This window comes from Streptomyces sp. Je 1-79 (genome assembly GCF_025195125.1).
In the GTDB taxonomy this organism is placed as follows: domain Bacteria; phylum Actinomycetota; class Actinomycetes; order Streptomycetales; family Streptomycetaceae; genus Streptomyces.
Genome location: NZ_JAMGSL010000012.1, coordinates 47,865 through 74,653, shown reverse-complemented (window position 1 = coordinate 74,653; position 26,789 = coordinate 47,865). Strand labels below are relative to the sequence as shown.

Annotated in this window: 24 protein-coding genes and 1 tRNA gene; 18 read left to right on the top strand and 7 right to left on the bottom strand. The window is 71.2% G+C overall.

Going from position 1 to position 26,789, the window contains the following annotated elements:
• The first annotated feature begins 119 nt into the window (after positions 1-119).
• From M5362_RS24340 to M5362_RS24300, 9 genes are all read left to right on the top strand, one after another.
• On the top strand, positions 120-1,544 hold the full coding sequence (locus M5362_RS24340) for a NarK family nitrate/nitrite MFS transporter (protein ID WP_260229857.1): 1,425 nt from the start codon (positions 120-122) through the stop codon (positions 1,542-1,544).
• A gap of 211 nt (positions 1,545-1,755) precedes the next feature.
• Positions 1,756-4,035 carry a formate C-acetyltransferase gene (gene pflB / locus M5362_RS24335; protein ID WP_308354904.1) on the top strand — a complete coding sequence of 760 codons (2,280 nt, stop codon included), beginning with the start codon at positions 1,756-1,758 and terminating at the stop codon, positions 4,033-4,035.
• A gap of 84 nt (positions 4,036-4,119) precedes the next feature.
• Positions 4,120-4,977, top strand: coding sequence for a pyruvate formate-lyase-activating protein (gene pflA, locus M5362_RS24330; protein ID WP_260229855.1), 858 nt, complete (start codon positions 4,120-4,122; stop codon positions 4,975-4,977).
• Between the two features lie 67 nt (positions 4,978-5,044).
• Positions 5,045-6,142: an MFS transporter gene (locus tag M5362_RS24325; protein WP_374214520.1), complete on the top strand. Its 1,098-nt coding sequence runs from the start codon at positions 5,045-5,047 to the stop codon at positions 6,140-6,142.
• Positions 6,139-8,457, top strand: coding sequence for a molybdopterin oxidoreductase family protein (locus tag M5362_RS24320; RefSeq protein WP_260229854.1), 2,319 nt, complete (start codon positions 6,139-6,141; stop codon positions 8,455-8,457). Before M5362_RS24325 ends, M5362_RS24320 begins: the two co-directional genes overlap by 4 nt.
• Before the next feature lie 8 nt (positions 8,458-8,465).
• The gene (locus M5362_RS24315; protein ID WP_260229853.1) at positions 8,466-9,062 is read left to right on the top strand and encodes a 4Fe-4S dicluster domain-containing protein; all 597 of its coding nucleotides are present in this window, start codon (positions 8,466-8,468) and stop codon (positions 9,060-9,062) included.
• A complete protein-coding gene (locus M5362_RS24310; protein ID WP_260229852.1) occupies positions 9,062-9,718 on the top strand; it encodes a Rieske (2Fe-2S) protein in 657 nt (218 codons plus the stop codon). The genes M5362_RS24315 and M5362_RS24310 overlap by 1 nt, the downstream gene beginning before the upstream one ends.
• Positions 9,715-10,158: a hypothetical protein gene (locus M5362_RS24305; protein ID WP_260229851.1), complete on the top strand. Its 444-nt coding sequence runs from the start codon at positions 9,715-9,717 to the stop codon at positions 10,156-10,158. The genes M5362_RS24310 and M5362_RS24305 overlap by 4 nt, the downstream gene beginning before the upstream one ends.
• 127 nt (positions 10,159-10,285) lie before the next feature.
• Positions 10,286-10,507, top strand: coding sequence for a hypothetical protein (locus tag M5362_RS24300; RefSeq protein WP_260229850.1), 222 nt, complete (start codon positions 10,286-10,288; stop codon positions 10,505-10,507).
• Between the two features lie 19 nt (positions 10,508-10,526).
• Here M5362_RS24300 and mscL read toward each other — a convergent pair whose 3' ends face one another.
• From mscL to M5362_RS24270, 6 genes are all read right to left on the bottom strand, one after another.
• A complete protein-coding gene (gene mscL / locus M5362_RS24295) occupies positions 10,527-11,045 on the bottom strand; it encodes a large conductance mechanosensitive channel protein MscL (RefSeq protein WP_261366358.1) in 519 nt (172 codons plus the stop codon).
• Between the two features lie 135 nt (positions 11,046-11,180).
• Entirely contained in the window at positions 11,181-11,558 is a 378-nt protein-coding gene (locus M5362_RS24290; RefSeq protein ID WP_308354903.1) for a hypothetical protein, read from the bottom strand.
• A gap of 375 nt (positions 11,559-11,933) precedes the next feature.
• Positions 11,934-12,785, bottom strand: coding sequence for an S-methyl-5'-thioadenosine phosphorylase (locus M5362_RS24285; protein ID WP_260229848.1), 852 nt, complete (start codon positions 12,783-12,785; stop codon positions 11,934-11,936).
• 76 nt (positions 12,786-12,861) lie between these two features.
• Positions 12,862-13,191, bottom strand: a complete 330-nt coding sequence (locus M5362_RS24280) for an FmdB family zinc ribbon protein (protein WP_260229847.1) — start codon at positions 13,189-13,191, stop codon at positions 12,862-12,864.
• Between the two features lie 68 nt (positions 13,192-13,259).
• Entirely contained in the window at positions 13,260-14,483 is a 1,224-nt protein-coding gene (locus M5362_RS24275) for an MFS transporter (protein WP_260230020.1), read from the bottom strand.
• A 486-nt stretch (positions 14,484-14,969) separates the two neighbouring features.
• Positions 14,970-16,532, bottom strand: coding sequence for a potassium/proton antiporter (locus M5362_RS24270; RefSeq protein WP_261366372.1), 1,563 nt, complete (start codon positions 16,530-16,532; stop codon positions 14,970-14,972).
• Between the two features lie 271 nt (positions 16,533-16,803).
• Here M5362_RS24270 and M5362_RS24265 point away from each other — a divergent pair, with 271 nt between their 5' ends.
• A complete protein-coding gene (locus tag M5362_RS24265; RefSeq protein ID WP_260229845.1) occupies positions 16,804-19,527 on the top strand; it encodes a penicillin acylase family protein in 2,724 nt (907 codons plus the stop codon).
• A 6-nt stretch (positions 19,528-19,533) separates the two neighbouring features.
• On the opposite strand, the gene M5362_RS24260 is transcribed toward M5362_RS24265, so the two are convergent.
• On the bottom strand, positions 19,534-20,130 hold the full coding sequence (locus M5362_RS24260) for a 5-formyltetrahydrofolate cyclo-ligase (protein ID WP_260230019.1): 597 nt from the start codon (positions 20,128-20,130) through the stop codon (positions 19,534-19,536).
• Positions 20,131-20,234: 104 nt separating this feature from the next.
• Between M5362_RS24260 and galU the strand changes: the two genes are divergently transcribed.
• The 8 genes from galU (at position 20,235) to M5362_RS24220 (ending at position 26,782) form a co-directional block, all read left to right on the top strand.
• Positions 20,235-21,161: a UTP--glucose-1-phosphate uridylyltransferase GalU gene (gene galU / locus M5362_RS24255; RefSeq protein WP_260229844.1), complete on the top strand. Its 927-nt coding sequence runs from the start codon at positions 20,235-20,237 to the stop codon at positions 21,159-21,161.
• Between the two features lie 103 nt (positions 21,162-21,264).
• Positions 21,265-22,581 (top strand): gephyrin-like molybdotransferase Glp, encoded by a 1,317-nt coding sequence (glp, locus tag M5362_RS24250; protein WP_374214522.1) that lies wholly within the window; start codon positions 21,265-21,267, stop codon positions 22,579-22,581.
• A gap of 57 nt (positions 22,582-22,638) precedes the next feature.
• Positions 22,639-23,130 carry a cyclic pyranopterin monophosphate synthase MoaC gene (gene moaC / locus M5362_RS24245; protein ID WP_260229843.1) on the top strand — a complete coding sequence of 164 codons (492 nt, stop codon included), beginning with the start codon at positions 22,639-22,641 and terminating at the stop codon, positions 23,128-23,130.
• Between the two features lie 80 nt (positions 23,131-23,210).
• On the top strand, positions 23,211-23,726 hold the full coding sequence (locus M5362_RS24240) for a molybdenum cofactor biosynthesis protein B (protein WP_260230017.1): 516 nt from the start codon (positions 23,211-23,213) through the stop codon (positions 23,724-23,726).
• On the top strand, positions 23,723-24,346 hold the full coding sequence (locus tag M5362_RS24235; protein ID WP_260229842.1) for a GNAT family N-acetyltransferase: 624 nt from the start codon (positions 23,723-23,725) through the stop codon (positions 24,344-24,346). The genes M5362_RS24240 and M5362_RS24235 overlap by 4 nt, the downstream gene beginning before the upstream one ends.
• A 142-nt stretch (positions 24,347-24,488) precedes the next feature.
• Complete coding sequence (gene glpR, locus M5362_RS24230) at positions 24,489-25,592, top strand: gephyrin-like molybdotransferase receptor GlpR (RefSeq protein ID WP_260229841.1); 1,104 nt, start codon at positions 24,489-24,491, stop codon at positions 25,590-25,592.
• Between the two features lie 94 nt (positions 25,593-25,686).
• Positions 25,687-25,760: transfer RNA gene (locus M5362_RS24225), tRNA-Ala, on the top strand.
• Between the two features lie 311 nt (positions 25,761-26,071).
• Positions 26,072-26,782, top strand: coding sequence for a DUF4232 domain-containing protein (locus M5362_RS24220; protein WP_260229840.1), 711 nt, complete (start codon positions 26,072-26,074; stop codon positions 26,780-26,782).
• Positions 26,783-26,789: the final 7 nt, after the last annotated feature.

The window sequence follows — 26,789 nt, the reverse complement described above, 5'->3', positions numbered from 1 at the left end:
GACCCGGGAGGGGCGGGACCTCCGCCCGCTCGGGTCGCGACCATGGCCTCTGACCTGCCCCCGAGGTGCCGGCGCAGCCTGGAGTGGTCAGGAAAGCCCCCGATCTCCAGGGAAGCGCCATGAGTTCCGTACTCCAGGACAGCAGAGCGGCGGCGAGCGCGCCCGCACCCTCGTACGACGCGGAGCAGTACCGCCCCGGCAGGCCGATCACGGACTGGGAGCCGGAGAACGAACTCTTCTGGAAGTCGATCGGGAAGCGGGTCGCGAGCCGCAACCTGTGGATCGCGGTACCGGCGCTGCTGGTGGCCTTCGTCGTCTGGCAGGTGTGGAGCGTCACCGCCACCAACCTGAAGGACGTCGGCTTCGGCTTCTCCACCTCACAGCTGTTCTGGCTGACGGCGATCCCCGGTCTGACGGGCGGCACCGCCCGGATCTTCTACACCTTCCTCGGCCCGCGGATCGGCCAGCGCCGCTTCACCGCGCTGTCGACGGCCGTGCTGATCGTGCCGCTGATCTGGCTGGGCATCGCCATCCAGGACCCGTCGACCCCGTACGCCGTGATGGTCGGCATCGCGGCCCTGTGCGGTATCGGCGGCGCCAACTTCGCCTCCTCGCTCGCGAACATCGGCTTCTTCTTCCCGAAGGCCAGGAAGGGCAGCGCGACCGGCATCAACGGCGGCCTCGGCAATCTGGGCGTCTCCGTGGTCCAGCTGCTGACGCCGATCGTCATCACCTGGTCGACGATCGCGATCGGCAAGGCCCAGCACAAGGCCGACGGAACCCCGGTCCACCTGCAGAACGCGGCGTTCATCTGGGTGCCCGTGCTGCTCGTCCTCGCCGCCGTGGCATGGTTCGGGCAGAACGACCTGAAGGTGGCCTCGACCCCCTTCAGCCAGCAGAAGGTCATCTTCAAGCGCAAGCACAACTGGCTGATGACCTGGCTCTACGTCGGCACTTTCGGCTCCTTCATCGGCTTCGCGGCCGCGCTGCCGATGCTGATCAAGACCACGTTCCCGGACTACTCCGTCGCCACCTACGCCTGGATGGGCCCGGCGGTCGGCGCCCTGGCCCGGTGGGCGGGCGGCTGGGTCGCGGACAAGCTGGGCGGCGCCCGGGTGACGGTCCTGTCCTTCGTCGGGATGGCGGCCTCGATCATCGGTGTGATCACCTTCCTTCCCTCGGGATCCGACACGGGCAGCTTCGCCGGCTTCTTCCTCTGCTTCCTCGCGGCGTTCTTCTTCTCGGGCATCGGCAACGGCTCGACGTTCCGTCAGATCCCGGTGATCTTCCGCGGCACCCACCTGAAGGGGCTGACGGAGGGCACCCCGGAGTACGCGAAGGCGCTGAAGCAGTCGGAGATGGAGTCCGGCGCGGTCACCGGCTTCACCTCGGCGATCGCCGCCTACGGCTTCTTCTTCATCCCGGCCCTCTTCGGCTCGGTGGCCGTGACCAGCGCGATGTGGGGCTTCGTCGCCTTCTACGCCAGCTGCACGGTCGTGACCTGGTGGTTCTACGCCCGCAAGGGCGCGGAGGCGCCCAGCTGACCGGCGCGACGGATCGGCCGGCCGGCGTACGGACCATCCGGCCGGCCGTACGGATCCGCTTAGGAGAAGGCCCCGCCCAGGCGGGGTCTTTCCGCATGCCGGGAACAGGACCAAAGGCCGTCGACCGGTGACCATTGCCGACCCGCTCGACCGATCGGAGGGCGTGCAATGGAGGTGAGCGACGACGCGATCGAATGATTCGAAGAAGGCGGTGCGGGCAGTGACGGCGACCCCTGCTGAGGCAACGGTGAACGAGACGGCCTGGAAGGGCTTCAAGGGCGGACTCTGGCGCGACGCGGTCGACGTCCGCGACTTCATCCAGCAGAACTACACGCCGTACGACGGCGACGACTCCTTCCTGGCCGGGCCCACCGAGCGCACCACCGCCGTGTGGAAGGCCATCACCGACCGCTTCCCCGAGGAGCGCGCCAAGGGCGTCCTCGACGTCGCGTACGACATCCCCTCCACCATCACCGCCCACGCCCCGGGCTGGATCGACCGCGACAAGGAGCTGATCGTCGGCCTCCAGACCGACGCCCCGCTCAAGCGCGCGATCATGCCGTACGGCGGCTGGCGCATGGTCGCCGGTGCCCTGGAGACCTACGGCTACCCGGTCTCGGCCGAGCTGGAGAAGGTCTTCACCGAGTACCGCAAGACCCACAACGCCGGCGTCTTCGACGCCTACACCCCCGAGATCCGCGCCGCCCGCAAGGCAGGCGTCGTCACCGGTCTCCCCGACGCCTACGGCCGCGGCCGCATCATCGGCGACTACCGCCGGGTCGCCCTCTACGGCGTGGACCGCCTGATCTCCTTCAAGAAGGAGGAGAAGGAGGAGCTCAACGCCCTCCCCGCGGGCGACCGGTCGCTGGAGGAGACCATCCGGCTGCGCGAGGAACTCGCCGAGCAGATCCGCGCGCTCGGCGAACTGAAGTCGATGGCGCGCTCCTACGGCCACGACATCTCCGGTCCGGCGACGACCGGCCGCGAGGCCGTCCAGTGGCTCTACTTCGCCTATCTCGCCGCCGTGAAGGAGCAGAACGGCGCCGCGATGTCCCTCGGCCGGACCTCCACCTTCGTGGACGTCTATCTCCAGCGCGACATCGAGGCCGGACTCCTCACCGAGGAGCAGGCCCAGGAACTGGTCGACGCCTTCATCATCAAGCTCCGTATCGTCCGTTTCCTGCGCACCCCCGAGTACGACGAGCTGTTCTCCGGCGACCCGACCTGGGTCACCGAGTCCATCGCCGGCATGGGCGAGGACGGCCGTCCGCTGGTCACCCGGACCTCCTTCCGCTATCTCCAGACCCTGTACAACCTCGGCCCGGCCCCCGAGCCGAACATGACCGTCTTCTGGTCGCCGCGCCTTCCCCGCGGCTTCAAGGAGTTCTGCGCCAGGGTCTCCATCGACACCTCCTCCGTGCAGTACGAGTCGGACGAGCTGATGCGGCCCCGCTTCGGGGACGACACCGCCATCGCCTGCTGCGTCTCGGCGATGCCGGTCGGCAGGCAGATGCAGTTCTTCGGCGCCCGCGTGAACCTCGCCAAGACCCTCCTCTACGCGATCAACGGAGGCCGCGACGAGAGGTCCGGCGCCCAGGTCGGCCCGGCCACCGGGGCGATCACCTCCGAGGTCCTGGACCACGACGAGGTGATGCGGAAGTTCGACGAGCAGATGGAGTGGCTCGCGAGCACCTACGTCCACGCCCTGAACGTCATCCACTTCATGCACGACAAGTACGCCTACGAGCGCGTCGAGATGGCGCTCCACGACCGGGACGTGCGCCGCACCATGGCCTGCGGCATCGCCGGTCTGTCGGTGGCCGTCGACTCGCTCTCCGCCGTCAAGTACGCCAAGGTCACCCCGGTCCGGGACGAGACCGGCCTCGCGACCGACTATCTGATCGAGGGCGACTACCCGGCGTACGGCAACAACGACGACCGTGCGGACGAGATCGCGGTCTGGCTGGTCGAGGAGTTCATGAGAAAGGTGCGCAGGCACCCGACCTACCGGAACGCGGAACACACCCAGTCCGTCCTGACCATCACCTCCAACGTCGTCTACGGAAAGAAGACCGGCAACACCCCCGACGGGCGCCGCGCCGGCGAGCCGTTCTCGCCGGGTGCCAACCCGATGAACGGCCGCGACACCCACGGCTATGTCGCCTCCGCCCTGTCGGTCGCCAAACTGCCGTACGAGGACGCCGAGGACGGCATCTCGCTGACCCACACGGTCACCCCGGACGGTCTGGGCCGCACCCCCGAGGAGCGGATCAGGAACCTGGCCGGTGTCCTCGACGGCTACATGGCGAGCGACGGCTTCCACATGAACGTCAACGTCCTCGACCGGGAGGTGCTGAGGGACGCCATGGAGCACCCGGAGAACCACCCGCAGCTGACCATCCGGGTCTCCGGATACGCGGTCAACTTCGTCCGGCTCACCCGCGACCAGCAGCTCGACGTCCTCAACCGCACCTTCCACGGCTCGCTGTAGGAAGCCCCCGACCGCGTGGCCCGGGGCCGGGCCGTCCCTCGGCCCCCGGAGCCGCGCGCCCCCTCGGCACGGAGAGGTCCCGCCATGACCACGATGACCACGACGAGCACCACGGCCCCGACAAGGACGACGCCCCCGACGTCCACGACGTCCACGACGTCCACGACCGCGCTCGCCCCCGCGACGCCCGCGGCCGCCGCCACCCGCCGCCCCTCCGAGGGCTCGGTGCACTCCTGGGACCTGTCGACCGGCGTCGACGGCCCCGGCATCCGCTTCGTCACCTTCCTCTCCGGCTGCCCGCTGTCCTGTCTCTACTGCCACAACCCCGACACCTGGCGCATGCGCCGCGGCACACGCACCTCCGCCGACGACGTGATCGCCGAAGCGCGGAAGTACACCCGCTTCATCGCCGCGTCCGGCGGCGGCGCCACCGTCTCCGGCGGTGAACCGCTCCTTCAGCCCGTCTTCGCCGGCGAACTGCTCCACCGGATGAAGCACGAGCTCGGACTCCACACCGCCCTCGACACCTCCGGCTTCCTGGGCGCTCGCGCCACCGACGCCCTGCTGCGCGACACCGACCTCGTCCTCCTCGACATCAAGTCCTGGGACCCGGACACGTACCAGAAGGTCACCGGCCGCCCCCTGGAACCGACCCTGGACCTCGCCCGGCGCCTCGCCGACCTCGGCCAGGAGGTCCACGTCCGCTTCGTGCTCGTCCCGGGCCTCACCGACGACCCCGACAACATGGAGGGAGTCGCCGCCTTCGCCGCCGGCCTGGGCAATGTCTCGCGCGTCGACATCCTCCCCTTCCACAAGCTCGGTGAAGCGAAATGGCGAGCACTCGCCATGCCCTTCACCCTCCACGACACCCCCTCGCCGACCGCGGAACAGCTCGCCGAGGCGCGGGCCCTCTTCCGGTCCCACGGGCTGAACGCCATCTGAGGGACACGCTCACCCGTCCGACCTGCAAAACGGGCTGATTCCCGGCATACCGCCCTAGCGTGTCCGCGTGACCGAGCCACCGCAGGGCCCCGCTCCCGTCCTCCAGACTCCCCCCGACGTGCGCCACCAGACCCCCTCCGACGTGCGCCGCCGGGCCACGCTCGCCGGAACCGCCGTCTCCGTACTGCTGATCGTCGCGATCGTCCTCGGCAGCCGGCTCCTGCGCGACTTCGACTCGGCGCTGCTCCCGTACGCCGTCGCCACCGTCTTCCTCGCCTTCGGCGTCGCCTACCGCTACACCGTGTGGATCTCCGCCCCCGGTGCCCGCCGGCTCTTCAAGCAGGGCTGGCGCTCCTTCTTCTCGGCCGCCAACTTCCGCAGGGCGCCCACCGCGCTGCCGAAGATGATCGCCACCTACCTCGGCTTCCAGAAGTTCCTCGGCGCCCGGTCCCACGCCCGCTGGGCGGCGCACCAGCTGATCTTCTGGGGCTGCATCCTGGCCGCCCTGATCACCTTCCCGCTCACCTGGGGCTGGTTCACCTTCACCTCGTCCACCGGCTCCGGCCCCGGCTACGAGATGAGGATCTGGGGCCTGAAGGTCCTCGGCTTCGACTCGCTCAACATCGTCGGCTGGCTGATGTTCCACGGCCTCGACATCGCCGCCGTCCTCGTCATCCCCGGCGCCTCCTACTTCCTGTGGCGCCGGATGAAGGACCGCGGCGCCATCACCGGCCAGCGCTTCGCCTACGACCTGGTCCCGCTGATCGCCCTCATCGTCATCTCCGTGACCGGGCTCCTGCTCACCTTCTCGTCGATCTTCCTGCACGGAGGCGGCTACGAGTTCCTGGCGATCCTGCACATGGTGTCGGTGGTCTTCACCCTCATCTACATCCCGTTCGGGAAGTTCTTCCACATCGTGCAGCGGCCCGCCGCCGTCGGCATGCAGCTCTTCAAGTACACCTCCCGCCGCAAGGACGGCGACGAGGTCCTCGCCTGCCGCCGGTGCCAGGAACCCATCGACACCGCCCCCTACGTCGAGAACCTCCAGGGCACCATGCGCGACCTGAAGCTCGGCTTCGACGAGGGGCCCGCGTACTGCCCCCGCTGCAAGCGCGTCATGCGCGGCAACGCCTACCTCACCCAGGTCAAGAAGGGCTTCAAGTGACCCAGCAGCACGTGGGCAGGGACCGGCCGCTCCCGCTCGACCCCTCGATCGCCCCGCCCGGCACCCGTAACTTCCGGGACGCCGGCGGCATCCCCGCCGACCGCTGGCACGCCGACCAGAACGGCGAGACGCTCGTCCCCACCCACTGCTGCTTCTGCGGTGTCCAATGCGGCATGTACCTCCGCGTCGACCACGGCGGCAAGGTCTTCGGCGTCGAGCCCCGCAACCACGACATCAACCGGATGCGGCTCTGCCCCAAGGGCATCAACGCCTACCAGCAGGTCAACCACCCCGACCGGCTCACCGCCCCCCTCATGCGCCGCAACCGCGACGAGGAGTTCCGCGAGGCGAGCTGGGAGGAGGCGCTCGACTTCACCGTCGCCGAGATCCGCCGCATCCAGGCCGAGTACGGAAACGACTCCTTCGGGCTGCTCGGCGGGGCCAGCCTCTACTCGGAGAAGACGTACCTCGTCGGCAAGTTCGCCCGCGTCGCCCTGAAGAGCCGGCACGTCGACTACAACGGGCGCCTGTGCATGGTCTCCGCCGCCGGCGCCAACAAGCTGTCCTTCGGCATCGACCGGGCGGGCAACCCGTTCTCCGACATCCTCCTCACCGACTGCCTCCTCATCGCGGGCTCCAACGTCGGCGAGTGCTTCCCCGTGATGACCCAGTACCTCTGGGGAGCCCGGGACCGCGGCGCCTCCCTGATCGTCGTCGACCCCCGCGAGACGGCCATCGCCCGCACCGCCGACCTGCACGTAGCCCTCAAGCCCGGCACCGACTCCGCGTTCTTCAACGCCGTCCTGCACGTGATCGTCGCCGAAGGCCTCACCGACGAGGCCTATCTCGCCGCGCACGCCACGGGGTGGGACGAGGTGAGGCGGACCGTCGAGGAGTATCCGCCCTCCCGCTCCGCCGAGATCTGCGGCGTCCCGGAGGAGCAGATCGTGCGGACCGCCCGGATGTTCGCCGGCGCGGGCCGGGCCATGGCCTGGCACGCCCGCGGCGTCGAACACCACTCCCAGGGCGTCGAGAACTGTCTGACGATCATCAACCTGTGCACCGCCACCGGGAACATCGGCAAGCCGGGAGCCGGCTACGGCACGATCACCGGCCAGGGCAACGGTCAGGGAGGCCGCGAGCACGGCCAGAAGTCCGACCTGCTGCCCGGCGGCCGCTCGATCACCAACCCCGAGCACCGCCGCCAGATCTGCGAGATCTGGGGCATCGAGGAGTCCGAACTCCCGCCCGCCGGAACCTCCATGATGGAGATGGTCTGGCAGATGCAGCGCGAGGAGATCCGCGGACTGATCGGCGTCTGCAACAACCCCTTCGTCTCCCTCCCCAACTACGCGACCGTCAAGAACGGCTACGACACCCTCCAGTTCCACGCCCAGTTCGACTTCTTCCTCTCCGAGACCGCCGCCAACGCGCACGTCGTCTTCCCCGTCACGGTCTGGGCCGAGGACGAAGGCGTGATGGCCAACGCCGAGGCCCGGGTCGTCAAGCACAACAAGGCGCAGGAGCCGCCCGCCGGGGTCCGCACGGACACCTGGGTGATCTGCGAACTCGCCAAGCGCCTGGGCGCGGGGGACAAGTTCGCCTTCCCCGACTCCCGCTCCGTCTTCGAGGAACTCCGCGTCGCGTCCGCCGGAACGGTCAACGACTACTACGGCATCACCTACGAACGCCTGGAGGAGACCGGCGGCATCGCCTGGCCCTGCCCCACCACCGACCATCCGGGCACCCCCCGCCTCTTCGAGGACGGGAAGACCTACCACCCGGACGGCAAGATCCATATGCAGGCCGTCGAATGGCACCCGCCCATGGACCCGTACAGCGAGGAGTACCCCCTCTCGCTCACCACCGGCCGCACCGTCGCCCACTTCCTCTCCGGCAACCAGACCCGCCGCCTGGGCGCCCTCGTGGAACAGACCCCCCGCCCCTGGGTCGAGGTCCACCCCTCCCACGGCTTCCGCAACGGCGAACCCGTCCGCGTCGTCACCCGCCGCGGCAGCGAGGTCTTCCCCGCCCTGGTCACCGAGGCGATCCGCCCCGACACCGTCTTCGTGCCGTACCACTGGCCGGTCCCCACCGCCGCCAACGCCCTCACCATCGACGCCCTCGACCCCCGTTCCAAGATCCCCGAGTACAAGGTCTGCGCGGCCCGGATCGAGGCCGCCGAACGGATCGACGAGGTTCCCGAACCCCCAACCGCCCCCGGGCAGCACGCCTACCCGGAGACACAGGTCTCCCGCACCGACCCCCTGCCGCCCACGTCCCCCCAGGGCCGTGGCACCGCGGAGAGGAGCTGACGCCGCTCATGATGGGCCGCACGATCTTCATCGACCCCGGGCGCTGCATCGGCTGCCAGGCGTGTGTCTCGGCCTGCCGCGAGTGCGACTCGCACCGCGGCAAGTCGATGATCCATCTCGACTACCCCGACGAGGGGCACTCCGTCGCCTCCCTCCCCACGGTCTGCATGCACTGCGAGGACCCGGTCGCCCCCTGCGCCGAGGTCTGCCCCGCCGACGCCATCCTCGTCACCCCCGACGGCGTGGTGCAGCAGGCCGACACCACCCGCTGCATCGGCTGCGCCAACTGCGTCAACGCCTGTCCCTTCGGCGTCCCGAAGATCGACCTCCAGGCGAAGCTGCAGATGAAGTGCAACCTCTGCTACGACCGCACCGCCTACGGTCTGGCCCCGATGTGTGCCACGGTCTGCCCCACCGGCGCCCTCTTCTACGGAACCCTCGAAGAGCTCCAGGCCGAGCGGCCCGGAGTCCAGGTCGCCGACTCCTTCACCTTCGGCTCGACCACCGTCTCCACGGGTGTGGCGATGGTCGTCCCCGCCGACAAGGTCCAGTGGCCGGTCCCCGGCGGGCTCCCCGTCGTCGAGATCAACGGAAGGGCCGTCTGATGAGCGTCACCGAGCAGCCCCCCGCCGACGGCCAGGGAGCGGCCGACGCCGCCCAGGAGGCGCTGCACGACCGCATCGCCGCCGACTCGCTCACCACCCGGCGCGACTACCTCCGGATCGTCGCCACCGTCTCGGGAGGCCTGGCCATCGGCGGCATCGGCGTCGCCGCCGGAATCCTGCACCGCCACGGCGACACCGACGGGGCACCCGAGCCGAAGAGGATCGCCGACCAGCTGCTGCCCGGTGAGTCCCTCGCCTTCCGCTACCCCGAGGCCGAGGACCGCGCGGTCGCGATCCGCCTGGAGGACGGCACCCTCGCCGGCTACTCGGCCGTCTGCACCCACCTCGCCTGCGCCGTGCTCTGGCGCAACGACCGCGGCAGCGAGGGCGAGCTGTACTGCCCCTGCCACGAAGGGGTCTTCGACGCCCGTACGGGAGAGGTGACCGCCGGCCCGCCGCCCCGGGCGCTGCCCAAGGTGCTCCTGGTGGAGGAGAGCGACGGCAGTGTCTGGGCCGTCGGCACGACCCGCTCCGGCGAGAGCGTCCAGGAGAGCCTGTGCCGCCAGCTCGGCGGGGACCGCCCCGACCTGGCCGAACGCCTCGGCTGCCCGGAGGTCTCGGCACGCGGAGCGGCCACGAGGAGCGAGCGCACATGACCGACGCCCCCTTCCCCCGGGACCCGGAGGTCCCCGGCCCCGCCCCGGGCACCCCCGGCCAGGACCCCGGCCCCGCTCCCGACCGGCAGCCGGCGCGCCCCGCCTACACCCCCGGGAGCGCGCAGCCCCGCCTGAACCGCCCGGTCCACGAGCGCTATCCGCAGATCCGTCCCACCAGCGGCTACGGCGACCCCCGGGTCCGGCACACCGGCCCCGGCCCGGGCGCCGGTACGGAGCAGGAGCCCGAGCGCTCGTCGAAGCTCAACGCCCGCCTGGTCCTGGCCCTCTCGGTCGTGGTCGGTCAGCTGTGGGGGCTGACGATCGTGGTCGACGAGTGGATGGCCGGCGACACCGGGACGGCCTGGTGGGGAGCAGGCTTTCTCGTCCTGTCGTTCCTCGTCGTACTGGGCCTGTGGGCGCTCGATCCCAAGGACCGCTGACGAGGCCGCTGACGAGGCCGCCGACGAGAGCGGCCGACGGGACCGCCGCCAGGACCGCCGACGGGACCGCTGTCAGGACCGCCGAAAGGCCGGGTTCACGGGCGGACACCCGGCGTACCCTTGACGTATGAGCACCGCCCCCGCCCACGGACCGCGAGACCCGAAGCAGCCCGGCCGTCAGTCGATGCCCGAGAACACCTCGAAGCCGAAGCTGATCTTCGACGATCCGCTGGACCAGCAGTCCGCGGACGATACGGACCGCGGGTGGGGCGAGCGGCCTCAGGGCGGCAGCGACAGCGCCGCCGATCTCGCGCGCTTCCTCGACGAGAAGCCGCCGCACCACCTCTGACGCCGGTGCGAGTCGCCGGCTAGGGGGTGGGGTGCGTCCCCGTACCCGAGCCGGAGCCGCTCCCCGTACCCGAGCCCGCGCCGCTCCCCGAGTCGGTGCCGGAGTTCGGGCCCCGCTGGGCGACGAGCAGGTCGCGGATCTCCTTGAGGACCTCCAGCTCGCTGATCTCCATCGTCTCCTGGACGCTTTCCTTCGCCTTGTCGTGGGCGGCCCGCTTGGCCAGGTACTTCGCCATGGGCAGCACCATCAGGAAGTAGACGACCGCCGCCGTGATCAGGAAGCTGAGGACGGCGCTGAGCACAAGGCCCCACATGATCGGGATGCCGGAGACGGCGTTCCCCGCGTCGTCCACCACACAGGGACCCTTGAGGCAGGACCGGTAGCTCTCCAGGTCCTTCGTGCCGAAGGCGCCGACCAGCGGGTTGATGACACCCTTCACCACGGAGTTCACGATGTTGGTGAACGCGGCACCGATGACCACCGCCACCGCGAGGTCGATCACATTGCCACGCATGAGGAAGGCCTTGAAGCCCGCCATCACGCTTTCCTTCTTCGGGGTCACCCGGTCGCCTTTCGTCGCTGGTGCAGGTAGCGCCGCCATTAGGCCGCGCACGACGCAGAGGCGTCCAATCCGTACACACGGAACGGTTACTTGACTGGCACTCCGTGCGAATCAGCACAAGGTCACCGCCAGTTGGGAAGTGACCCCCGCGCCCGCCAGAGCCGTCGCCGTCGACCGTGGAACGGTGAGTACGACCAACGCCCCGCCGTCCGGACGAGTCTCGCCCGTGCGCGGCACGTCGTCCACTCGGGCCCCCTTGGCGACGACGCGCGCCTCACCGCCCCCGCCCATCGACGCGTGGGGAGCGGCGATCACGTCCACCAGGTCGCCGGGCCGCAGCAGCCGCACGGCGGCGGCGTCGGCGATCCGTACCGGCGCCGACACCATGCGGACCACGGGCGCGCGGTGCGGCTCCCGTACCGCCGTGGGCGCCGGCGGGTCAGCGGAGACCTCGCCCCCGCCCGCCACCGCCAGCGCGGCCGCGCTCATCGCGAGGATCGCCGCCGGTGCCCGCCGTCGACGCCGCAGCGCCCGTCGCAGCCGCTGGCGCCCGCCCCGCACCCGCAGCGGTTCGAACGGCGGGACACCGCACGTCGCGGGAACGGGGGAGAGGTCGGGGTACGGAAGAGGGGCCAGGGAAGAGGCCGGAGAAGGGGTCGAGGAAGAGGCCAGGGGAGGGGCCAGGGAAGAGGTCAGGGAAGGGGAAGGTCGGGTCGTCATGGCAGCACCGCCTGTCAGGAAGGAGTCGTACCGTCCTCCGGCCGTCCGGAGAACCGCTCCCACCATCCCGGCTCCGCGGGCATCCCGCTCCGGCCTGTGGACCGCCCTCCCGCTGTGGACAACTCCCTCACCCTCAGGGGGGATTCACGGCAGCTCGATCCCCAGGTCCCAGCCGTCGTGCGCGTGCGTGCACAGGCAGTCCCGGTCCGCCGTGTCCGGCAGCGCGCCCACCGCGTCGAAGAGCAGCTCCCGCAGCCGTCCCACGTTCTCGCCGAAGACCCGCATGACCTCGGTGTGCGAGACCCCCTCGCCGGTCTCCGTCCCCGCGTCCAGGTCCGTGACCAGCGCGAGCGAGGTGTAGCAGAGGCCCAGCTCCCGGGCGAGGACCGCCTCCGGGTGCCCGGTCATGCCGACCACCGACCAGCCCGCCGCCGCGTGCCAGCGCGACTCCGCGCGGGTGGAGAAGCGCGGCCCCTCGACGACGACCATCGTGCCGCCGTCCACCGGCTCCCAGCCCCTGCCCCGGGCCGCCTTCAGCGCCACCCGCCGCCCGTCCGGGCAGTACGGGTCGGCGAAGGTGGTGTGCACGACCTTCGGCACCGCCCCGCCCCAGGCCTCCGGAAGCGGCTCCCCGTCGAAGTACGTCTGGGGCCGCGTCTTCGTGCGGTCGACCAGCTGGTCCGGTACGACGAGGGTCCCGGGGCCGTACTCCGCCCGCAGGCCGCCCACCGCGCACGGGCCGAGCACCTGCCGTACGCCCACCGAGCGCAGCGCCCACAGGTTGGCGCGGTAGTTGATGCGGTGCGGCGGAAGCGTGTGGCTCCGGCCGTGCCGGGGCAGGAACGCGACCCGCCGCCCGGCGACCTCGCCCAGGAAGAGCCTGTCGCTCGGGGTGCCGTACGGGGTGTCGACGGACACCTCCGTCACGTCCTCCAGGAAGGAGTAGAACCCCGAGCCGCCGATCACACCGATGTCCGCAAACGCCTTGGTCGCCATGCCGGTCACATTAACGGCCCGGGAAACGCCGGAAGCCCCACCGCGCAACGCGATGGGGCCTCGGGAAGAGCCTGGGTCAGGCGGCCGAGCTGGAGCTCGACGAACTCGACGTCGAGGACGTGGACGAGCTCGACGACGCGGCCGGCTTCGCGTCCGAGGACGACGAGGACGCGGCAGGCGACGAAGCGGACTTCGACGCCGACGAAGCGGGCGAGCTGGAGCTCGACGAGCCGCGGCTGTCGTTCCGGTAGAAGCCGGAACCCTTGAAGACGATGCCGACCGCCGAGAACACCTTCTTCAGGCGTCCCTTGCAGCTCGGGCACTCGGTCAGCGCGTCATCGGTGAACTTCTGCACCGCCTCGAGGCCCTCGCCGCACTCGGTGCACTGGTACTGGTAGGTCGGCACTTGTCTTCCTCCTGGCACTCACACTCATCGAGTGCTAACGACGATCCATAGTGACGTATTCCGCGGCGTCAGTCCACCGTCACCGGCACTCGGTGACCGATACCACGTGCCATGACCCGTACCGACGCCTGGGGGGTCAGCCGCGAGCGCAGGGCGAGAAGCGTGGCCAGCGCGAGCGCCGTGCCCACCAGCGGCACCAGGAATCCGGTGCTCGCGCCGTGCTCGTCGGCGAGGCGGCCGGCGACCGTCACGGCCGCGGCCTGGCCCAGCGCCACGGCGCCGGTGAGCCACGTGAAGGCCTCGGTCCGGGAGGAGGCGGGGACCAGGGTCTCGACGATGGTGTAGCCGGTGATCAGGGCCGGGGCGATGCACAGACCCACGATCAGGCCGAGCGCGCCGAGCAGCAGCACGGAGTGGGCCGACCAGAGCAGCGAGGCCGCCGCGGTCAGTCCGGCGTAACCCAGGATCAGGCGCTTGCGCGGGCCGATCTTCCAGGCGACGGCGCCGCAGGCGATGCCCGCGAGCATGTTGCCCGCGGCGAAGGTCCCGTACAGCAGCCCGTTGACGCCCGGGTTGCCGATCTCCTCGGAGAACGCCGTCAGCGAGACCTGCATGCCGCCGAAGACCGAGCCGATGCCCAGGAACGCGATGGCCAGAACCCGTACGCCCGGGATGGACAGGGCGGAGACGCGCGGCCCGGCGGAGGCGGCGGCGGCGAGCCCGTGGGCGGGCTGGGTGCGCCGCTGGGCGGCGAAGAACAGGCCGCCGAAGAGCGTGAGCGCCGCCTCGGCGATCAGGCCGGCGGCCGGGTGGACGCCGGTGCAGAGCGCGGTGGCGAGGACGGGGCCGACGACGAAGGTGAACTCGTCGGTGACGGATTCGAAGGCCGCGGCCGTCGGCATCAGCGGCGAGTTCTCCAGCTTCGCCGCCCAGCGGGCGCGGACCATCGGCCCGACCTGCGGGACGGAGGCACCGGCCGGTACGGCGGCGAGGAACAGGGCCCACATCGGGGCGCCGGCCAGGGCGAGCACGACCAGCAGGGAGACGGCGGTGGAGTGGATCAGGACGCCGGGGACCAGGACGGCGCGCTGGCCGAAGCGGTCGGCGAGCTTGCCGCTCTGCGGGGCGAACAGCGCCATCGAGACGCCGGTGACGGCGGCGACCACGCCGGCGCTGCCGTACGAGCCGGTGGTGTGCTGGACGAGCAGGACGATGCCGATCGTCAGCATCGCGAACGGCTGCCGGGCGGCGAAGCCGGGGAGCAGGAAGGACAGCGCTCCGGGCGTGCGCAGGAGCTGCCCGTAGCCGGCACGCTTGCCGGTCTTGTCGGGCTTCCCGGTCGTACCGGCCGCACCGGTCGTGCCGTTCCCGCCGGGCTTCCCACTCGTACCGGCCGTAACGGTCGTGCCGCTCGTGCCGTTCCCGCGGAGCTTTCCGGTGGTACCGGCCGTCCCGGTGGTACCGGTCGTGCCGTTTCCGCCCGTGGTCCGCTCAGCCGTGCCAGGCGTGTCAGAAGTGACCGTGGACACCACGGTCCTTGCCTTTCTGCCGCCTGGTAGCGCGCCCGTGCACGGTGGTGCGGGCGCCGCCGAGAGCTGTCCTCATGCGCGGAACTGCGGTAGATACCGGGCCTCACTGCGGAGGACGTCACGGCCGCCATACGGTCGCGCCAGCTCTGCGTCAGGCAGAGTTGGTTCGATCAAGTGTGCCTTCATGGTACAGGGAAGGGCGTCTTCCCGCCTGGGAAAACGCCCTTCCTCTTGAAACTACGCCTGTGATTAACCGGACGTTCGCTTGGTGAAGGGCAGATGCGGCCAGTGCGTGGGCCCCTTGGGCTCGGACACGGCCGTCGATCCGCCCGTCCCCAGCCATCCGGCGAGCTTTCCGCCCTGCCCGACGGCCCGCAGCCGCCGCTCCGTGGCGTCCCGCACCGGATCGGTCGCGACGACGAGCAGTTCGTCCCTGTGCCGCAGTACGGTCGCAGGTCCCGGGACGAAGCTCTTCTCCTCGCGTACGACCAGGGTGACCGCGGCCCCGGGCGGAAGGCGCAGCTCCGCGACCTCCACGCCGTGCATCTTCGAGCCCTCCGGGATCGCGACGGAGAGCAGGTGTCCGCGCAGCCGCTCCAGCGGGGCCGACTCGACGCCCAGGTCGGCGGCCTCCGAGGAGTCGCCCAGCTTCAGCGCCCTGGCCAGCCAGGGCAGCGTCGGGCCCTGGACGAGGGTGTAGACGACGACGAGGACGAAGACGATGTTGAAGACCCGTTCGCTGCCGTCGATCCCGGACACCATCGGGATCGTGGCGAGAATGATGGGGACGGCTCCCCGCAGACCGGCCCAGGACATCAGGGCCTGCTCCTGCCAGGGGATAGGGAACGGCAGCAGGCTGACCCAGACCTCCATGGGCCGCGCCACCACCGTCAGGACCAGGCCGATGATCACCGCGGGCCAGAAGTCGTCGGCGAGCTTGGAGGGGGTCACCAGCAGGCCGAGCAGGACGAACATGCCGATCTGGGCGATCCAGCCGAGTCCCTCGGCGAAGCCGCGGTTGGCCGGGGCGTGCGGCAGCTTCGCGTTGCCCAGGACCATCGCGGCCAGGTAGACCGCGAGGAAGCCGGAGCCGTGGGCCAGGGCGCCGGCCGCGTACGCGGTGACGGCGATGGCCATGACGGCGATCGGGTAGAGGCCGGAGGCCGGCAGGGCGACGTGCCGCAGCCCGAAGGAGCCGAGGAGGCCGACACCGAGGCCGACGGCGGCGCCGATGGCCAGCTCCATGGCGATGGTGCCGACCAGGACGTACCAGCTCTCGATCGGGCCGACCGTCGAGAAGGCGACGACCATGATGACGACCGGGGCGTCGTTGAAGCCGGACTCGGCTTCGAGGACACCGGTGACCCGCGGCGGCAGTGGCACCTTGCGCAGGACGGAGAAGACGGCGGCGGCGTCCGTGGAGGAGACGACCGCGCCGATGATCAGCGCCTGCTGCCACTCCAGGCCGACCAGATAGTGGGCGGCCGAGGCCGTGATGCCCACGCTCACCGCGACGCCGACGGTCGACAGTACGACCGCCGCGGGCAACGCGGGTTTGATCTCCTTCCACTTGGTGCCCAGGCCACCCTCGGCCAGGATCACCACCAGTGCGGCATAGCCGATCACCTGGGTCAGCTCGGCGTTGTCGAAGGCGACGTTGCCGATCCCGTCCTGCCCGATCGCGACCCCGATCCCGAGGTACAGCAGCAGGCTGGGGAGCCCGCTCCGGGACGAGATCCGCACCGCCGCGACAGCGATGAGCAGCACGAGCGAGCAGATGAGCAGGAGTTCATTGAGCTGGTGGACAGTCAGTGGCCGATCCTTTCCCCTCGCGTGCAGCCGGATCGTTCCTCCAGCGGCCGGTACTTCGTTACCTTACCTAATCTTTAACGCTTTCTTGACGCCCTCCTTGCATCTCCTGGATCGCCGGTGCGATCTTGGGCGACCCCCTCGGTGACCCTGGGCCGCCTTCCTCGGTGCGCCTTCGACCGCCTCCTTGGTGACACCGCGTCCGGGCCGTCCGGACGCTGCGCCTAAGGTTGCTCTCGTACTCCAGGACCACCCTGCCCCTCGAAGGACAGCGATGCCCTCCAACACGACCGCGCCCCCCGCCAAGAAGAAGGGGCGACGCGCCCGCCTGATCGTCCTCGTCCTGGTCCTCGCACTGGTCGCGGGCATCGGCTGGGGCGGGTACTGGGGCGTCAGCACCGTCCGGGCCTCGTTCCCGCAGACGACGGGCGAACTCCGGCTCGACGGCCTCTCCGGCGAGGTCGAGGTCAAGCGCGACGCCTACGGGGTGCCGCAGATCTACGCCGACACCGAGGCCGACCTCTTCCGCGCGCAGGGCTTCGTCCAGGCGCAGGACCGCTTCTACGAGATGGACGTGCGCCGTCACATGACGGCGGGCCGCCTCTCCGAGATGTTCGGCGAGAGCCAGGTCGACACCGACGCGTTCCTGCGCACCCTGGGCTGGCGCCAGGTCGCGCAGCAGGAGTACGACAAGGTCCTGTCGGCGGAGACGAAGAAGTACCTCCAGGCCTACGCCGAGGGCGTCAACGCCTACCTCAAGGACCGCGACTCCTCCGACGTCTCCGTCGAGTACGCGGCGCTCGCCTTCTCCCACGACTACGAGATCGAGCCCTGGACCCCCGTCGACTCGGTGGCCTGGCTCAAGGCGATGGCCTGGGACCTGCGCGGCAACATGCAGGACGAGATCGACCGCTCCCTGATGACGAGCCGGCTGAGCGAGCGGCAGATCAAGGACCTCTACCCGGGGTACCCGTACGAGCTGCACCAGCCGATCGTGCAGAACGGCGCGGTCGACAAGGCGACGGACGAGTTCGACCCGAAGGCCAAGGCGAAGAAGAACGACGACACGAGCGGGACCACGCCCAACGGCGCGATGGAGGGCATGCAGTCCCAGCTCGGCTCGCTCGCCGACGCGCTCGACGAGATCCCCGCCCTGCTCGGCCCCAACGGCAACGGCATCGGCTCGAACTCGTGGGTCGTCTCCGGGCAGTACACGACCTCCGGCAAGCCCCTGCTCGCCAACGACCCGCACCTCGCCCCGATGCTGCCGTCGCTCTGGTACCAGATGGGCCTGCACTGCCGCTCGGTCTCGGCGACCTGCCGCTACGACGTCGCCGGCTACACCTTCTCCGGCATGCCGGGCGTCGTCATCGGGCACAACGACTCGATCGCCTGGGGCTTCACCAACCTCGGCGCCGACGTCACCGACCTGTACCTGGAGAAGGTCGGCGACGAGGGCTACGTCGTCGACGGCAGGACCAAGCCGTTCACGACCCGCGAGGAGACCATCAAGATCGCGGGCGGAGGCAGCCGGAAGATCACGGTCCGCTCGACCGGGCACGGCCCGCTGGTCTCCGACCGCTCCTCCGAGCTGGAGAAGGTCGGCCAGAAGGCCCCCGTCGGCAACGTGGCCCCCGACCGCGGCACCGGCTACGGCGTCTCCCTCCAGTGGACGGCGCTGCAGCCCGGCAAGTCCATGGACGCGGTCTTCGAGCTCAACCGCGCCAAGAACTTCAAGGAGTTCCGCGCCGCGGCCAAGGACTTCTCGGTCCCGTCGCAGAACCTGATCTACGCCGACGCCGAGAACATCGGCTACCAGGCGCCCGGCCTGATCCCGCAGCGCGCCAAGGGCGACGGCTCCGTCCCGGCGCCCGGCTGGGACTCCTCGTACAAGTGGAAGGGGTACGTCCCCTACGCCGAGCTGCCGTACGAGCAGAACCCCGACCGCGGCTACATCGTGACCGCCAACCAGGCCGTCGTCGACGCCGACAAGTACCCCTACCTCCTGACGCAGGACTGGGGATACGGCTCGCGGAGCCAGCGGATAAACGACCTCATCGAGTCCAAGATCAAGGACGGCGGGAAGATCTCGCCGGACGACATGCGGACCATGCAGATGGACAACCGCAGCGAGATCGCGACCCTGCTCAACCCGCTCCTGCTGAAGATCGACATCTCGGACCCGTACGTCCGCGAGGCGCAGAAGCTGCTGGAGGGCTGGGACTACACCCAGGAGCCCGACTCGGCCGCCGCCGCGTACTTCAACGCGGTCTGGCGCAACGTCCTCAAGCTCGCCTTCGGCGACAAGCTGCCCAAGGAGCTGCGGGCCGAGGGCGACTGCATCCGAGTCCGCCCGGCCGACTCGACCGGCCTCCCGGTCGACGAGCAGAACAAGCGGGTGAACGAGTGCGGCGAGCGCGACGGCGACACGGCGCAGCCGGACGGCGGCGACCGCTGGTACGAGGTGGTCCGCCCACTGCTCAAGCAGGAGAACAGCGCGTGGTGGACGACCGAGGCCAACCGCACCGACCAGGCCACCGAGAACCGTGACCAGCTGCTCGCCCGCGCCATGGAGGACGCCCGCTGGGAGCTGACAGCCAAGCTCGGCAAGGACGTCTCCACCTGGAGCTGGGGCCGGCTGCACCAGCTGACCCTGCAGAACCAGACCCTCGGCACCGCCGGACCGGGCTTCGTGCAGTCCATGCTCAACCGCGGACCGTGGAACCTGGGCGGCGGCGAGGCCGCGGTCAACGCGACCGGCTGGAACGCGGCCGGCGGCTACGAGGTCGTCTGGGTGCCGTCGATGCGGATGGTCGTGAACGTCGGCGACTGGGACCGCTCCCGCTGGATCAACCTGTCGGGCGCCTCCGGCCACGCGTACCACGACCACTACACCGACCAGACCGACAAGTGGGTCGCGGGCGAGCTGCTCGACTGGTCCTTCGGCAAGGCGGCGGTCGACGCCTCCACGAAGGAGACGCTGCTCCTCAGGCCGTAGCGGGCCTCAGAGGCGCTCGAAGCGCCTGACCCCGTCCGGGGTCACCACCGCGTGCACGGGGTGGTCGTGCGGTTCCTCCGGGACCCGCGCGACCACCTCGTCCGCGTACAGGAGCACCACGAGCGCCGGGTCCGCGCCGGCCCGCGCGAGCCGGGCGAGGACGCGGTCGTACGAGCCTCCGCCCCGGCCCAGCCGCATCCCGCGGCCGTCGACCGCGAGGCCGGGCAGCAGGACCGCGTCCGCCGCGCACACGGCCTCCGGCCCGAGCCGCGGACCGGTCGGCTCCAGGAGGCCCCGGCCGGCCTTCGCCAGCCGCTCCGCACCCTCGTACGCGGCCCAGTCGAGATCGTTGTCGGGCAGCAGTACGGGGAGCAGGACGCGGGTGCCCCGCGCGCGCAGGGCGTCCAGCAACGCGCGCGTGCCCGGCTCGCGGCCCACGGAGACATAGGCGGCGACGGTCGAGGCGTCCGCCAGCTCGGCCAGCTCCCGCGCACCCCGCGCGAGCAGCTCGCCCGCCGATTCGACATCATGGCTGGTCAGCCGGGCGCGGGCGGCGAGCAGTTGGCTGCGCAAGGCGGCCTTGTCGGACATGTCGGCCGTCATCGGGGCATCACGTGGGCTCACTAACCTCTCGTAACTGTCGTTATGCACAGGAAGTTAATCGGAGCCCCATCTTCCTCTCATTCCGAACGGCTATGGTGCTCCGCATGACTCAGTCGCCTCCCAGGATCAGCAAGGCTGTCATCCCGGCCGCCGGCCTCGGCACGCGCTTCCTCCCGGCCACCAAGGCCACGCCGAAGGAGATGCTGCCGGTCGTCGACAAGCCCGCGATCCAGTACGTCGTCGAGGAGGCCGTCGCGGCCGGACTCTCCGACGTCCTCATGATCACCGGTCGGAACAAGCGTCCCCTGGAGGACCACTTCGACCGGAACTATGAGCTGGAGGAGGCGCTGGCCCGCAAGGGTGACGAGGAGCGTCTGTCCAAGGTGCAGGAGTCGAGCGACCTCGCCACCATGCACTACGTGCGCCAGGGCGCCCCGCGCGGGCTCGGGCACGCCGTGCTCTGCGCCGCGCCGCACGTCGGCGACCAGCCCTTCGCCGTGCTGCTCGGCGACGACCTGATCGACCCGCGCGACCCGCTGCTCTCCCGGATGGTGGACATCCAGGAGCGCGAGGGCGGCAGCGTGATCGCCCTGATGGAGGTCGAGCCCGAGCAGATCCACCTCTACGGCTGCGCGGCGGTCGAGGCGACGGCCGACTCGGACGTGGTGAAGGTGACCGATCTGGTCGAGAAGCCGGAGCGGGACGAGGCGCCCAGCAACTACGCGATCATCGGCCGCTACGTCCTGGATCCGGCCATCTTCGACATACTGCGTGAGACCGAGCCGGGCCGCGGCGGCGAGATCCAGCTGACCGACGCCCTGCAGAAACTGGCCAAGACGTACCAGTCGGCGCCCAGCGGCGAGGGCAAGATCGGGGGCCCGGTCCACGGCGTGGTCTTCAAGGGCCGGCGCTATGACACCGGTGACCGCGGGGACTATCTGCGTGCCATTGTCAGACTGGCGTGCGAACGTGAAGACCTGGGACCGGACTTCCGGACCTGGCTCCGCAGTTACGTCAGCGAGGAGATGTAGCACCTTGAGCAGCAGCACGGCACCGGTGTCAGGCGATCCGGTCGACCCGTCGGGCGAGCCGGTCGACGGCGGGTCGGGGGGCCCGGACGACGTGTCCGGCGGCGTGTCCGGCGATCCCTGTGCGGGTCCCTCCCGTGGCCTGTGGTCGGTGGACGAGCACCTGGACGACATCCTCGGGGCGATCACCCCGCTCGAACCCATCGAGCTGCAACTGCCCGACGCCCAGGGCTGCGTCCTGGTCGAGGACGTCACGGTGCCGGTCGCGCTGCCCCCGTTCGACAACAGCTCCATGGACGGCTACGCGGTCCGGGTCGCCGATGTCGCCGGTGCCACCGAGGAGTTCCCCGCGGTCCTGACCGTGATCGGCGACGTGGCCGCGGGCGCCGGCGGCCTGCCGGACGTCGGCCCCGGCCAGGCCGCCCGGATCATGACCGGAGCCCCGCTGCCCCCCGGCGCCGAAGCCGTCGTGCCGGTCGAGTGGACCGACGGCGGTACGGGCGGGGGAGCGGCGAGCGGGATGCGCGCCGCCAGCGCCGCCCCCGAGGGCGCGGGCGGCGAGGTCCGCGTCCACCGCTCAGCCGAGGCACGCGCGCACGTCCGCGCGGGGGGCAGCGACGTCCAGGCCGGCGATCTGGCCCTGGAGGCGGGCACGGTCCTCGGGCCGCCGCAGATCGGCCTCCTCGCCGCGATCGGCCGCGCCACCGTGCGCGTGCGGCCCCGGCCGCGGGTCGTCGTCATCTCCACCGGCAGCGAACTGGCCCAGCCCGGTGAGGAACTGGGCGAGGGGCAGATCTACGACTCCAACAGCTTCGCGCTCGCCGCCGCCGCGCGCGACGCCGGCGCCATCTCCTACCGGGTCGGCGCCGTCACCGACGAGGCCGAGACGCTGCGCGCCACGATCGAGGACCAGTTGATCCGCGCCGACCTCCTCGTCACCACGGGCGGCGTGAGCGTCGGCGCGTACGACGTGGTCAAGGAGGCGCTGACCGCCGCCGGCCACTTCGAGGGCCAGGTCGACTTCCGCAAGCTGGCCATGCAGCCGGGCAAGCCGCAGGGCTTCGGGACGATCGGCCCCGAGCACACCCCGCTGCTCGCCCTGCCGGGCAACCCCGTCTCCTCGTACGTCTCCTTCGAGCTCTTCGTGCGGCCCGCGATCCGGGCCCTGATGGGTCTCGGCGACCTCCACCGGACCCGGGTCCGGGCCACGCTCGCCGCCGACAAGCCGCTGTCGTCCCCCGAGGGCCGCCGGCAGTTCCTGCGCGGGACGTACGACGCCGAGTCCGGCACCGTCACCCCCGTGGGCGGAGCGGGCTCCCATCTGATCGCGGCGCTCGCGCACGCGAACGCGCTGCTCGTCGTCCCGGAGGAGACCATGGAAGTGGCGCCCGGCAGCGCGCTGGACGTGGTCCTCCTCGGCTGAAGAGGGCCTGGTGGCGGTACCGTGGCGTCCCACACAGCGACCGGGAGTGCCACAGCAATGAGCACGCAGCAAGGACTCACCCACATCGACGAGGCGGGGGCGGCCCGCATGGTCGACGTCTCCGCGAAGGACGTCACGGCGCGGACCGCGCGCGCCAGTGGCCGTGTCCTCGTCTCGCCGCGCGTGATCGAGCTGCTGCGGGGCGAGGGCGTCCCCAAGGGAGACGCCCTCGCCACCGCCCGGATCGCCGGGATCATGGGCGCCAAGAAGACCCCCGAGCTCATCCCGCTCTGCCACCCGCTGGCGGTATCGGGCGTGACGCTGGACCTCACGGTCGCGGACGACGCGGTGGAGATCCTGGCGACCGTGAAGACCACGGACCGCACGGGCGTCGAGATGGAGGCCCTGACGGCCGTGACGGTGGCCGCGCTGACGGTTGTCGACATGATCAAGGCGGTCGACAAGGGCGCGGTCATCTCCGACGTACGGGTGGAGGAGAAGACGGGCGGCAAGTCGGGCCACTGGACCCGGGAAGGGGCCGAGTCGTGACGCGCGGCGGCCGGGTGTCCGGGGCCCACGAGCACGAGAAGCACGCTCCCGCGGACGACACGGCCCAGGCGCCGGCCGTCCTGGACGCCGGTGCCGGCGGAGCCCTCCGCTCCCCCTACTCCGCCCTGGTCGTCACCGCCTCCAACCGCGCCGCGGCCGGCGTGTACGAGGACAAGGGCGGCCCGCTGATCGCCGAGGGGCTGACCCGGATGGGCTTCGCGGTCGACGGCCCGCAGGTCGTGCCGGACGGCGCGCCGGTCGAGGCCGCGCTGCGGGCCGGGGTCGAGGCCGGGTACGACGTCATCCTCACCACCGGCGGCACGGGCATCTCGCCCACCGACGCCACACCCGAGGTCACCCGCCGGGTCCTCGACCGGGAGATTCCCGGCATCCCCGAGGCGATCCGCGCGTACGGCAGGGAGAAGGTGCCCACGGCGGCGCTCTCCCGGGGCCTCGCGGGGGTCGCGCGCGGCACGCTGATCGTGAACCTGCCGGGTTCGGCGGGCGGGGTCCGCGACGGCCTCGCCGTCCTGGAACCGCTCCTCGTGCACGCGGTCGACCAGATCCGCGGCGGCGACCACCCGAGACCGTCATGATCCCGACCTGGCCCGTGGTCCTCGCCGACGGAGACGTCGTGCTGCGCCCGATAAAGATGCGCGACCAGCGGGCCTGGCGCGAGGTGAACCGGCGCAACCGGGACTGGCTGCGCCCCTGGGAGGCGACCATCCCGCCGCCGGCGCCCGGTGCTCCGGTCGCGCAGCGGCCGACGTACCGCCAGATGGTCCGCCACCTGCGGGCCGAGGCGAACGCGGGCCGGATGCTGCCCTTCGTGATCGAGTACCGCGGGGAGCTCGTCGGCCAGCTGACGGTCGCGGGGATCACCTGGGGCTCGATGTGCTCGGGCCATGTCGGCTACTGGGTGGACAGCGCGGTGGCCGGCCGGGGCGTCATGCCCACGGCGGTCGCCCTCGTGGTCGACCACAGCTTCCGCGCGGTCGGGCTGCACCGGATGGAGGTCTGCATTCGGCCGGAGAACGGCCCCTCGCGACGGGTCGTCGAGAAATTGGGATTCCGGGAGGAGGGGCTGCGCCCGCGCTACCTCCACATCGACGGGGCGTGGCGGGACCATCTCGTCTTCGCGCTCACGGCCGAGGAAGTCCCCGAGGGGCTGCTGCGGCGCTGGCACCAGGCACGTCCCTCACGTCCGGCCCAATGAAATAAATGTTCGAATTCAGTCGCCAGTTGACCGCCAATCGATCTGAACAATCACAAAAAAGTTCAGTGATATCAGCCAGATCGTGCGACACACCGGGCCAATTGGCCGATGCCCGTAACGGAACCCCTCTACGGTGTGAAGCGTGAGCAGCAGCGGCCTCATCTACGCAGTCATCGTCGGGGCCTGGGCCGCCTACTTGGTGCCGATGTGGCTCCGCAGGCAGGACGAGCTCAACGAGGCCCGCCCGACGGAACGCTTCAGCACCGCCATCCGGCTCCTGTCCGGACGGGCGGGAATGGAGCGCCGGTACGCCAAGGAGCTGAAGGACCGGGAGCCCGACGTGGACCCGGACGGGGAGACGGAGCATCTGAGCTCGGTCGACGTCCGGGCCTTCTCCGCGCCCGCGGCCAGGACGGAAGCCCGCCTGGAGCTCCCGGAACCGGCCCCCGCGCCCGACGACCGCACCCGCGAACCGGCGCCCGACCGCACCCGCGAACCGGCGCCCGACCGCACCCGCGAACCGGCGCCCTCTCGGAGGCCCTCGAAGGCGGCCGCCGAGCGCGCCCGCCGGGGCAAGGTCCTCGCCCGGCGCCGGCGGACCACGGTCGTCCTCTTCCTCGCCTTCACCCTCGGCGCGGTCGTCGCCGCCGTCGGCGGTCTGACGTTCCTGTGGGCGCCGGCCGTCCCGGCCGTGCTGCTCAGCGCGTACATCGTGCATCTGCGGACGACGGAACGCCGGCGCTTCGTGTATGTGATGGACCGTCGACGCGCCGAGGCGGCGGCCGCGCGACTGCGCGAGAACCGTCCGCGCCGCCCGGCCGCGCCCGCCGAGCCCGAGGACGAGCCGGCCCGACCCGAGCCCGAACCCGCCCCCGCGGTCTCCCCGCAGGAGGCCGGCCGCCGCGCGCTCGTCGAGCAGACGGACCACGCGGAGTGGGTGGACCAGCAGCGCGAACGCGGCCCGGCCCGCGGCGACAGCTGGGACCCGGTCCCCGTCCCGCTCCCGACGTACGTCACCGCCCCGGTCGCCCCGCGCGCCACGAGCGGGATCGACATCACGGACCCGGAGACCTGGAGCTCGGCCCGCTCCTCCACGGCGGCCCCGGAGCCCACGTCGCCCGCCACCCCGGACCCGGCCCCGCGCCAACGCACGGGCCCGCCCCGCGGTGCCCGCCGCGACCACGGCCGCACCCCGCTCTTCGACCAGTACGCGGACGACGACCGCCCGCGCGCGGCCAACGAGTGACCCGGCCGGGGGCTCCCCGGAGCCCTCGGCTGACCTGCGGGGGAACGGATTTCCTTGCACCCCGATCGGGATGCTAATGTTTCACACGTCGCAAGGGCCTGTGGCGCAGTCTGGTAGCGCACCTCGTTCGCATCGAGGGGGTCTGGGGTTCAAATCCCCACAGGTCCACAAGCGAAGACGGAATCCCGTCCGATCGAAAGATCGGGCGGGATTTCGGCGTTTCGGGGGGAAGTTGGGTGGCGGCGCCGGTGGCCGCCCGCGTGTGCTGGTCCTGCACCGGGCCGTGGCGCGTGGAGCGTCCCATGCCGGCGTTCGGGGTCCGGGCATTCCCGCAGGCCAGGAGGGGTGGAACGTCCCAGCGTCCCGGATCGGCGGGGAGTTCTGGCAGCTGGGACGGGTGGGCCGGAAGAGTCGAGCCCAGGCCGCCGGAACAGGCGGCGACAGCTCGGCCACCGCGCCGTCCTCCACGGGGAGTTCCCATGCGTTCGTACCGCACCCGCACCACCGTCCTCGCCGCCGTCACCGCCGCGCTCGCCCTCGGGCTCACCGCCTGTGGTGGTGAGGCCGGCCCGGCGGCGCAGGGCCCGAAGGCCGCCGCCTCCACCTCCACCTCCGCGCCGCAGAAGGGCACGGAGGCAGGGGCGGCCGGCACGGAGGCGGGGACGGCGGGCGGGGCCGGTGCCTCCGCCGGAGCGGGCACCGGCGGCTCGGGGATCCCCGCCGCGCGGACCGGTTCCCAGAAGAAGCCCGGCGGCGCGGCCCCGGCCTGCACCGTGCACGACGTCAAGGTCTCCGCGGCCGCCCAGGAGGGCGTGCCGACCACGCACATCACCCTGACCGCCACGAACGTCTCCGGCCGCGCCTGCACCCTGCTCCGGTACCCGCTGATCGCCTTCGGCGACATCCAGACCGCCGAGGACGTCCCGTCCGTGGCCAAGAGCCGGCCGGCCACCCCTGTCGTCCTCGCCCCCGGAGCCCCGGCCTACGCCGCCGTGCGGATCAACGACGGCAGCGTCGACGAGGAGAACCGCGCCGTCACCTCCTTCCACGTGAACCTCTTCGCCGCCGACGGCCCGGCCGAGGGCAGCGAGGTCGTCACCGCGCCGGCGGGCGGGATCGCCGTGGACGACGCGGCCGCGAGGACGGGCTTCTGGACGCCGGAGCTGCGCAACGGCGCCGACGAGTTCTGAATCCGCC

Bases quoted from the DNA above. Each gene is read 5' to 3' on its own strand.
- M5362_RS24340 (WP_260229857.1), top strand. From the start codon at position 120: ATGAGTTCCGTACTCCAGGACAGCAGAGCGGCGGCGAGCGCGCCCGCA.
- pflA (WP_260229855.1), top strand. From the start codon at position 4,120: ATGACCACGATGACCACGACGAGCACCACGGCCCCGACAAGGACGACG.
- M5362_RS24315 (WP_260229853.1), top strand. From the start codon at position 8,466: ATGATGGGCCGCACGATCTTCATCGACCCCGGGCGCTGCATCGGCTGC.
- M5362_RS24310 (WP_260229852.1), top strand. From the start codon at position 9,062: ATGAGCGTCACCGAGCAGCCCCCCGCCGACGGCCAGGGAGCGGCCGAC.
- M5362_RS24305 (WP_260229851.1), top strand. From the start codon at position 9,715: ATGACCGACGCCCCCTTCCCCCGGGACCCGGAGGTCCCCGGCCCCGCC.
- M5362_RS24300 (WP_260229850.1), top strand. From the start codon at position 10,286: ATGAGCACCGCCCCCGCCCACGGACCGCGAGACCCGAAGCAGCCCGGC.
- mscL (WP_261366358.1), bottom strand. From the start codon at position 11,045: ATGGCGGGCTTCAAGGCCTTCCTCATGCGTGGCAATGTGATCGACCTC.
- M5362_RS24290 (WP_308354903.1), bottom strand. From the start codon at position 11,558: ATGAGCGCGGCCGCGCTGGCGGTGGCGGGCGGGGGCGAGGTCTCCGCT.
- M5362_RS24285 (WP_260229848.1), bottom strand. From the start codon at position 12,785: ATGGCGACCAAGGCGTTTGCGGACATCGGTGTGATCGGCGGCTCGGGG.
- M5362_RS24265 (WP_260229845.1), top strand. From the start codon at position 16,804: ATGCCCTCCAACACGACCGCGCCCCCCGCCAAGAAGAAGGGGCGACGC.
- M5362_RS24260 (WP_260230019.1), bottom strand. From the start codon at position 20,130: ATGACGGCCGACATGTCCGACAAGGCCGCCTTGCGCAGCCAACTGCTC.
- galU (WP_260229844.1), top strand. From the start codon at position 20,235: ATGACTCAGTCGCCTCCCAGGATCAGCAAGGCTGTCATCCCGGCCGCC.
- moaC (WP_260229843.1), top strand. From the start codon at position 22,639: ATGAGCACGCAGCAAGGACTCACCCACATCGACGAGGCGGGGGCGGCC.
- M5362_RS24235 (WP_260229842.1), top strand. From the start codon at position 23,723: ATGATCCCGACCTGGCCCGTGGTCCTCGCCGACGGAGACGTCGTGCTG.
- M5362_RS24220 (WP_260229840.1), top strand. From the start codon at position 26,072: ATGCGTTCGTACCGCACCCGCACCACCGTCCTCGCCGCCGTCACCGCC.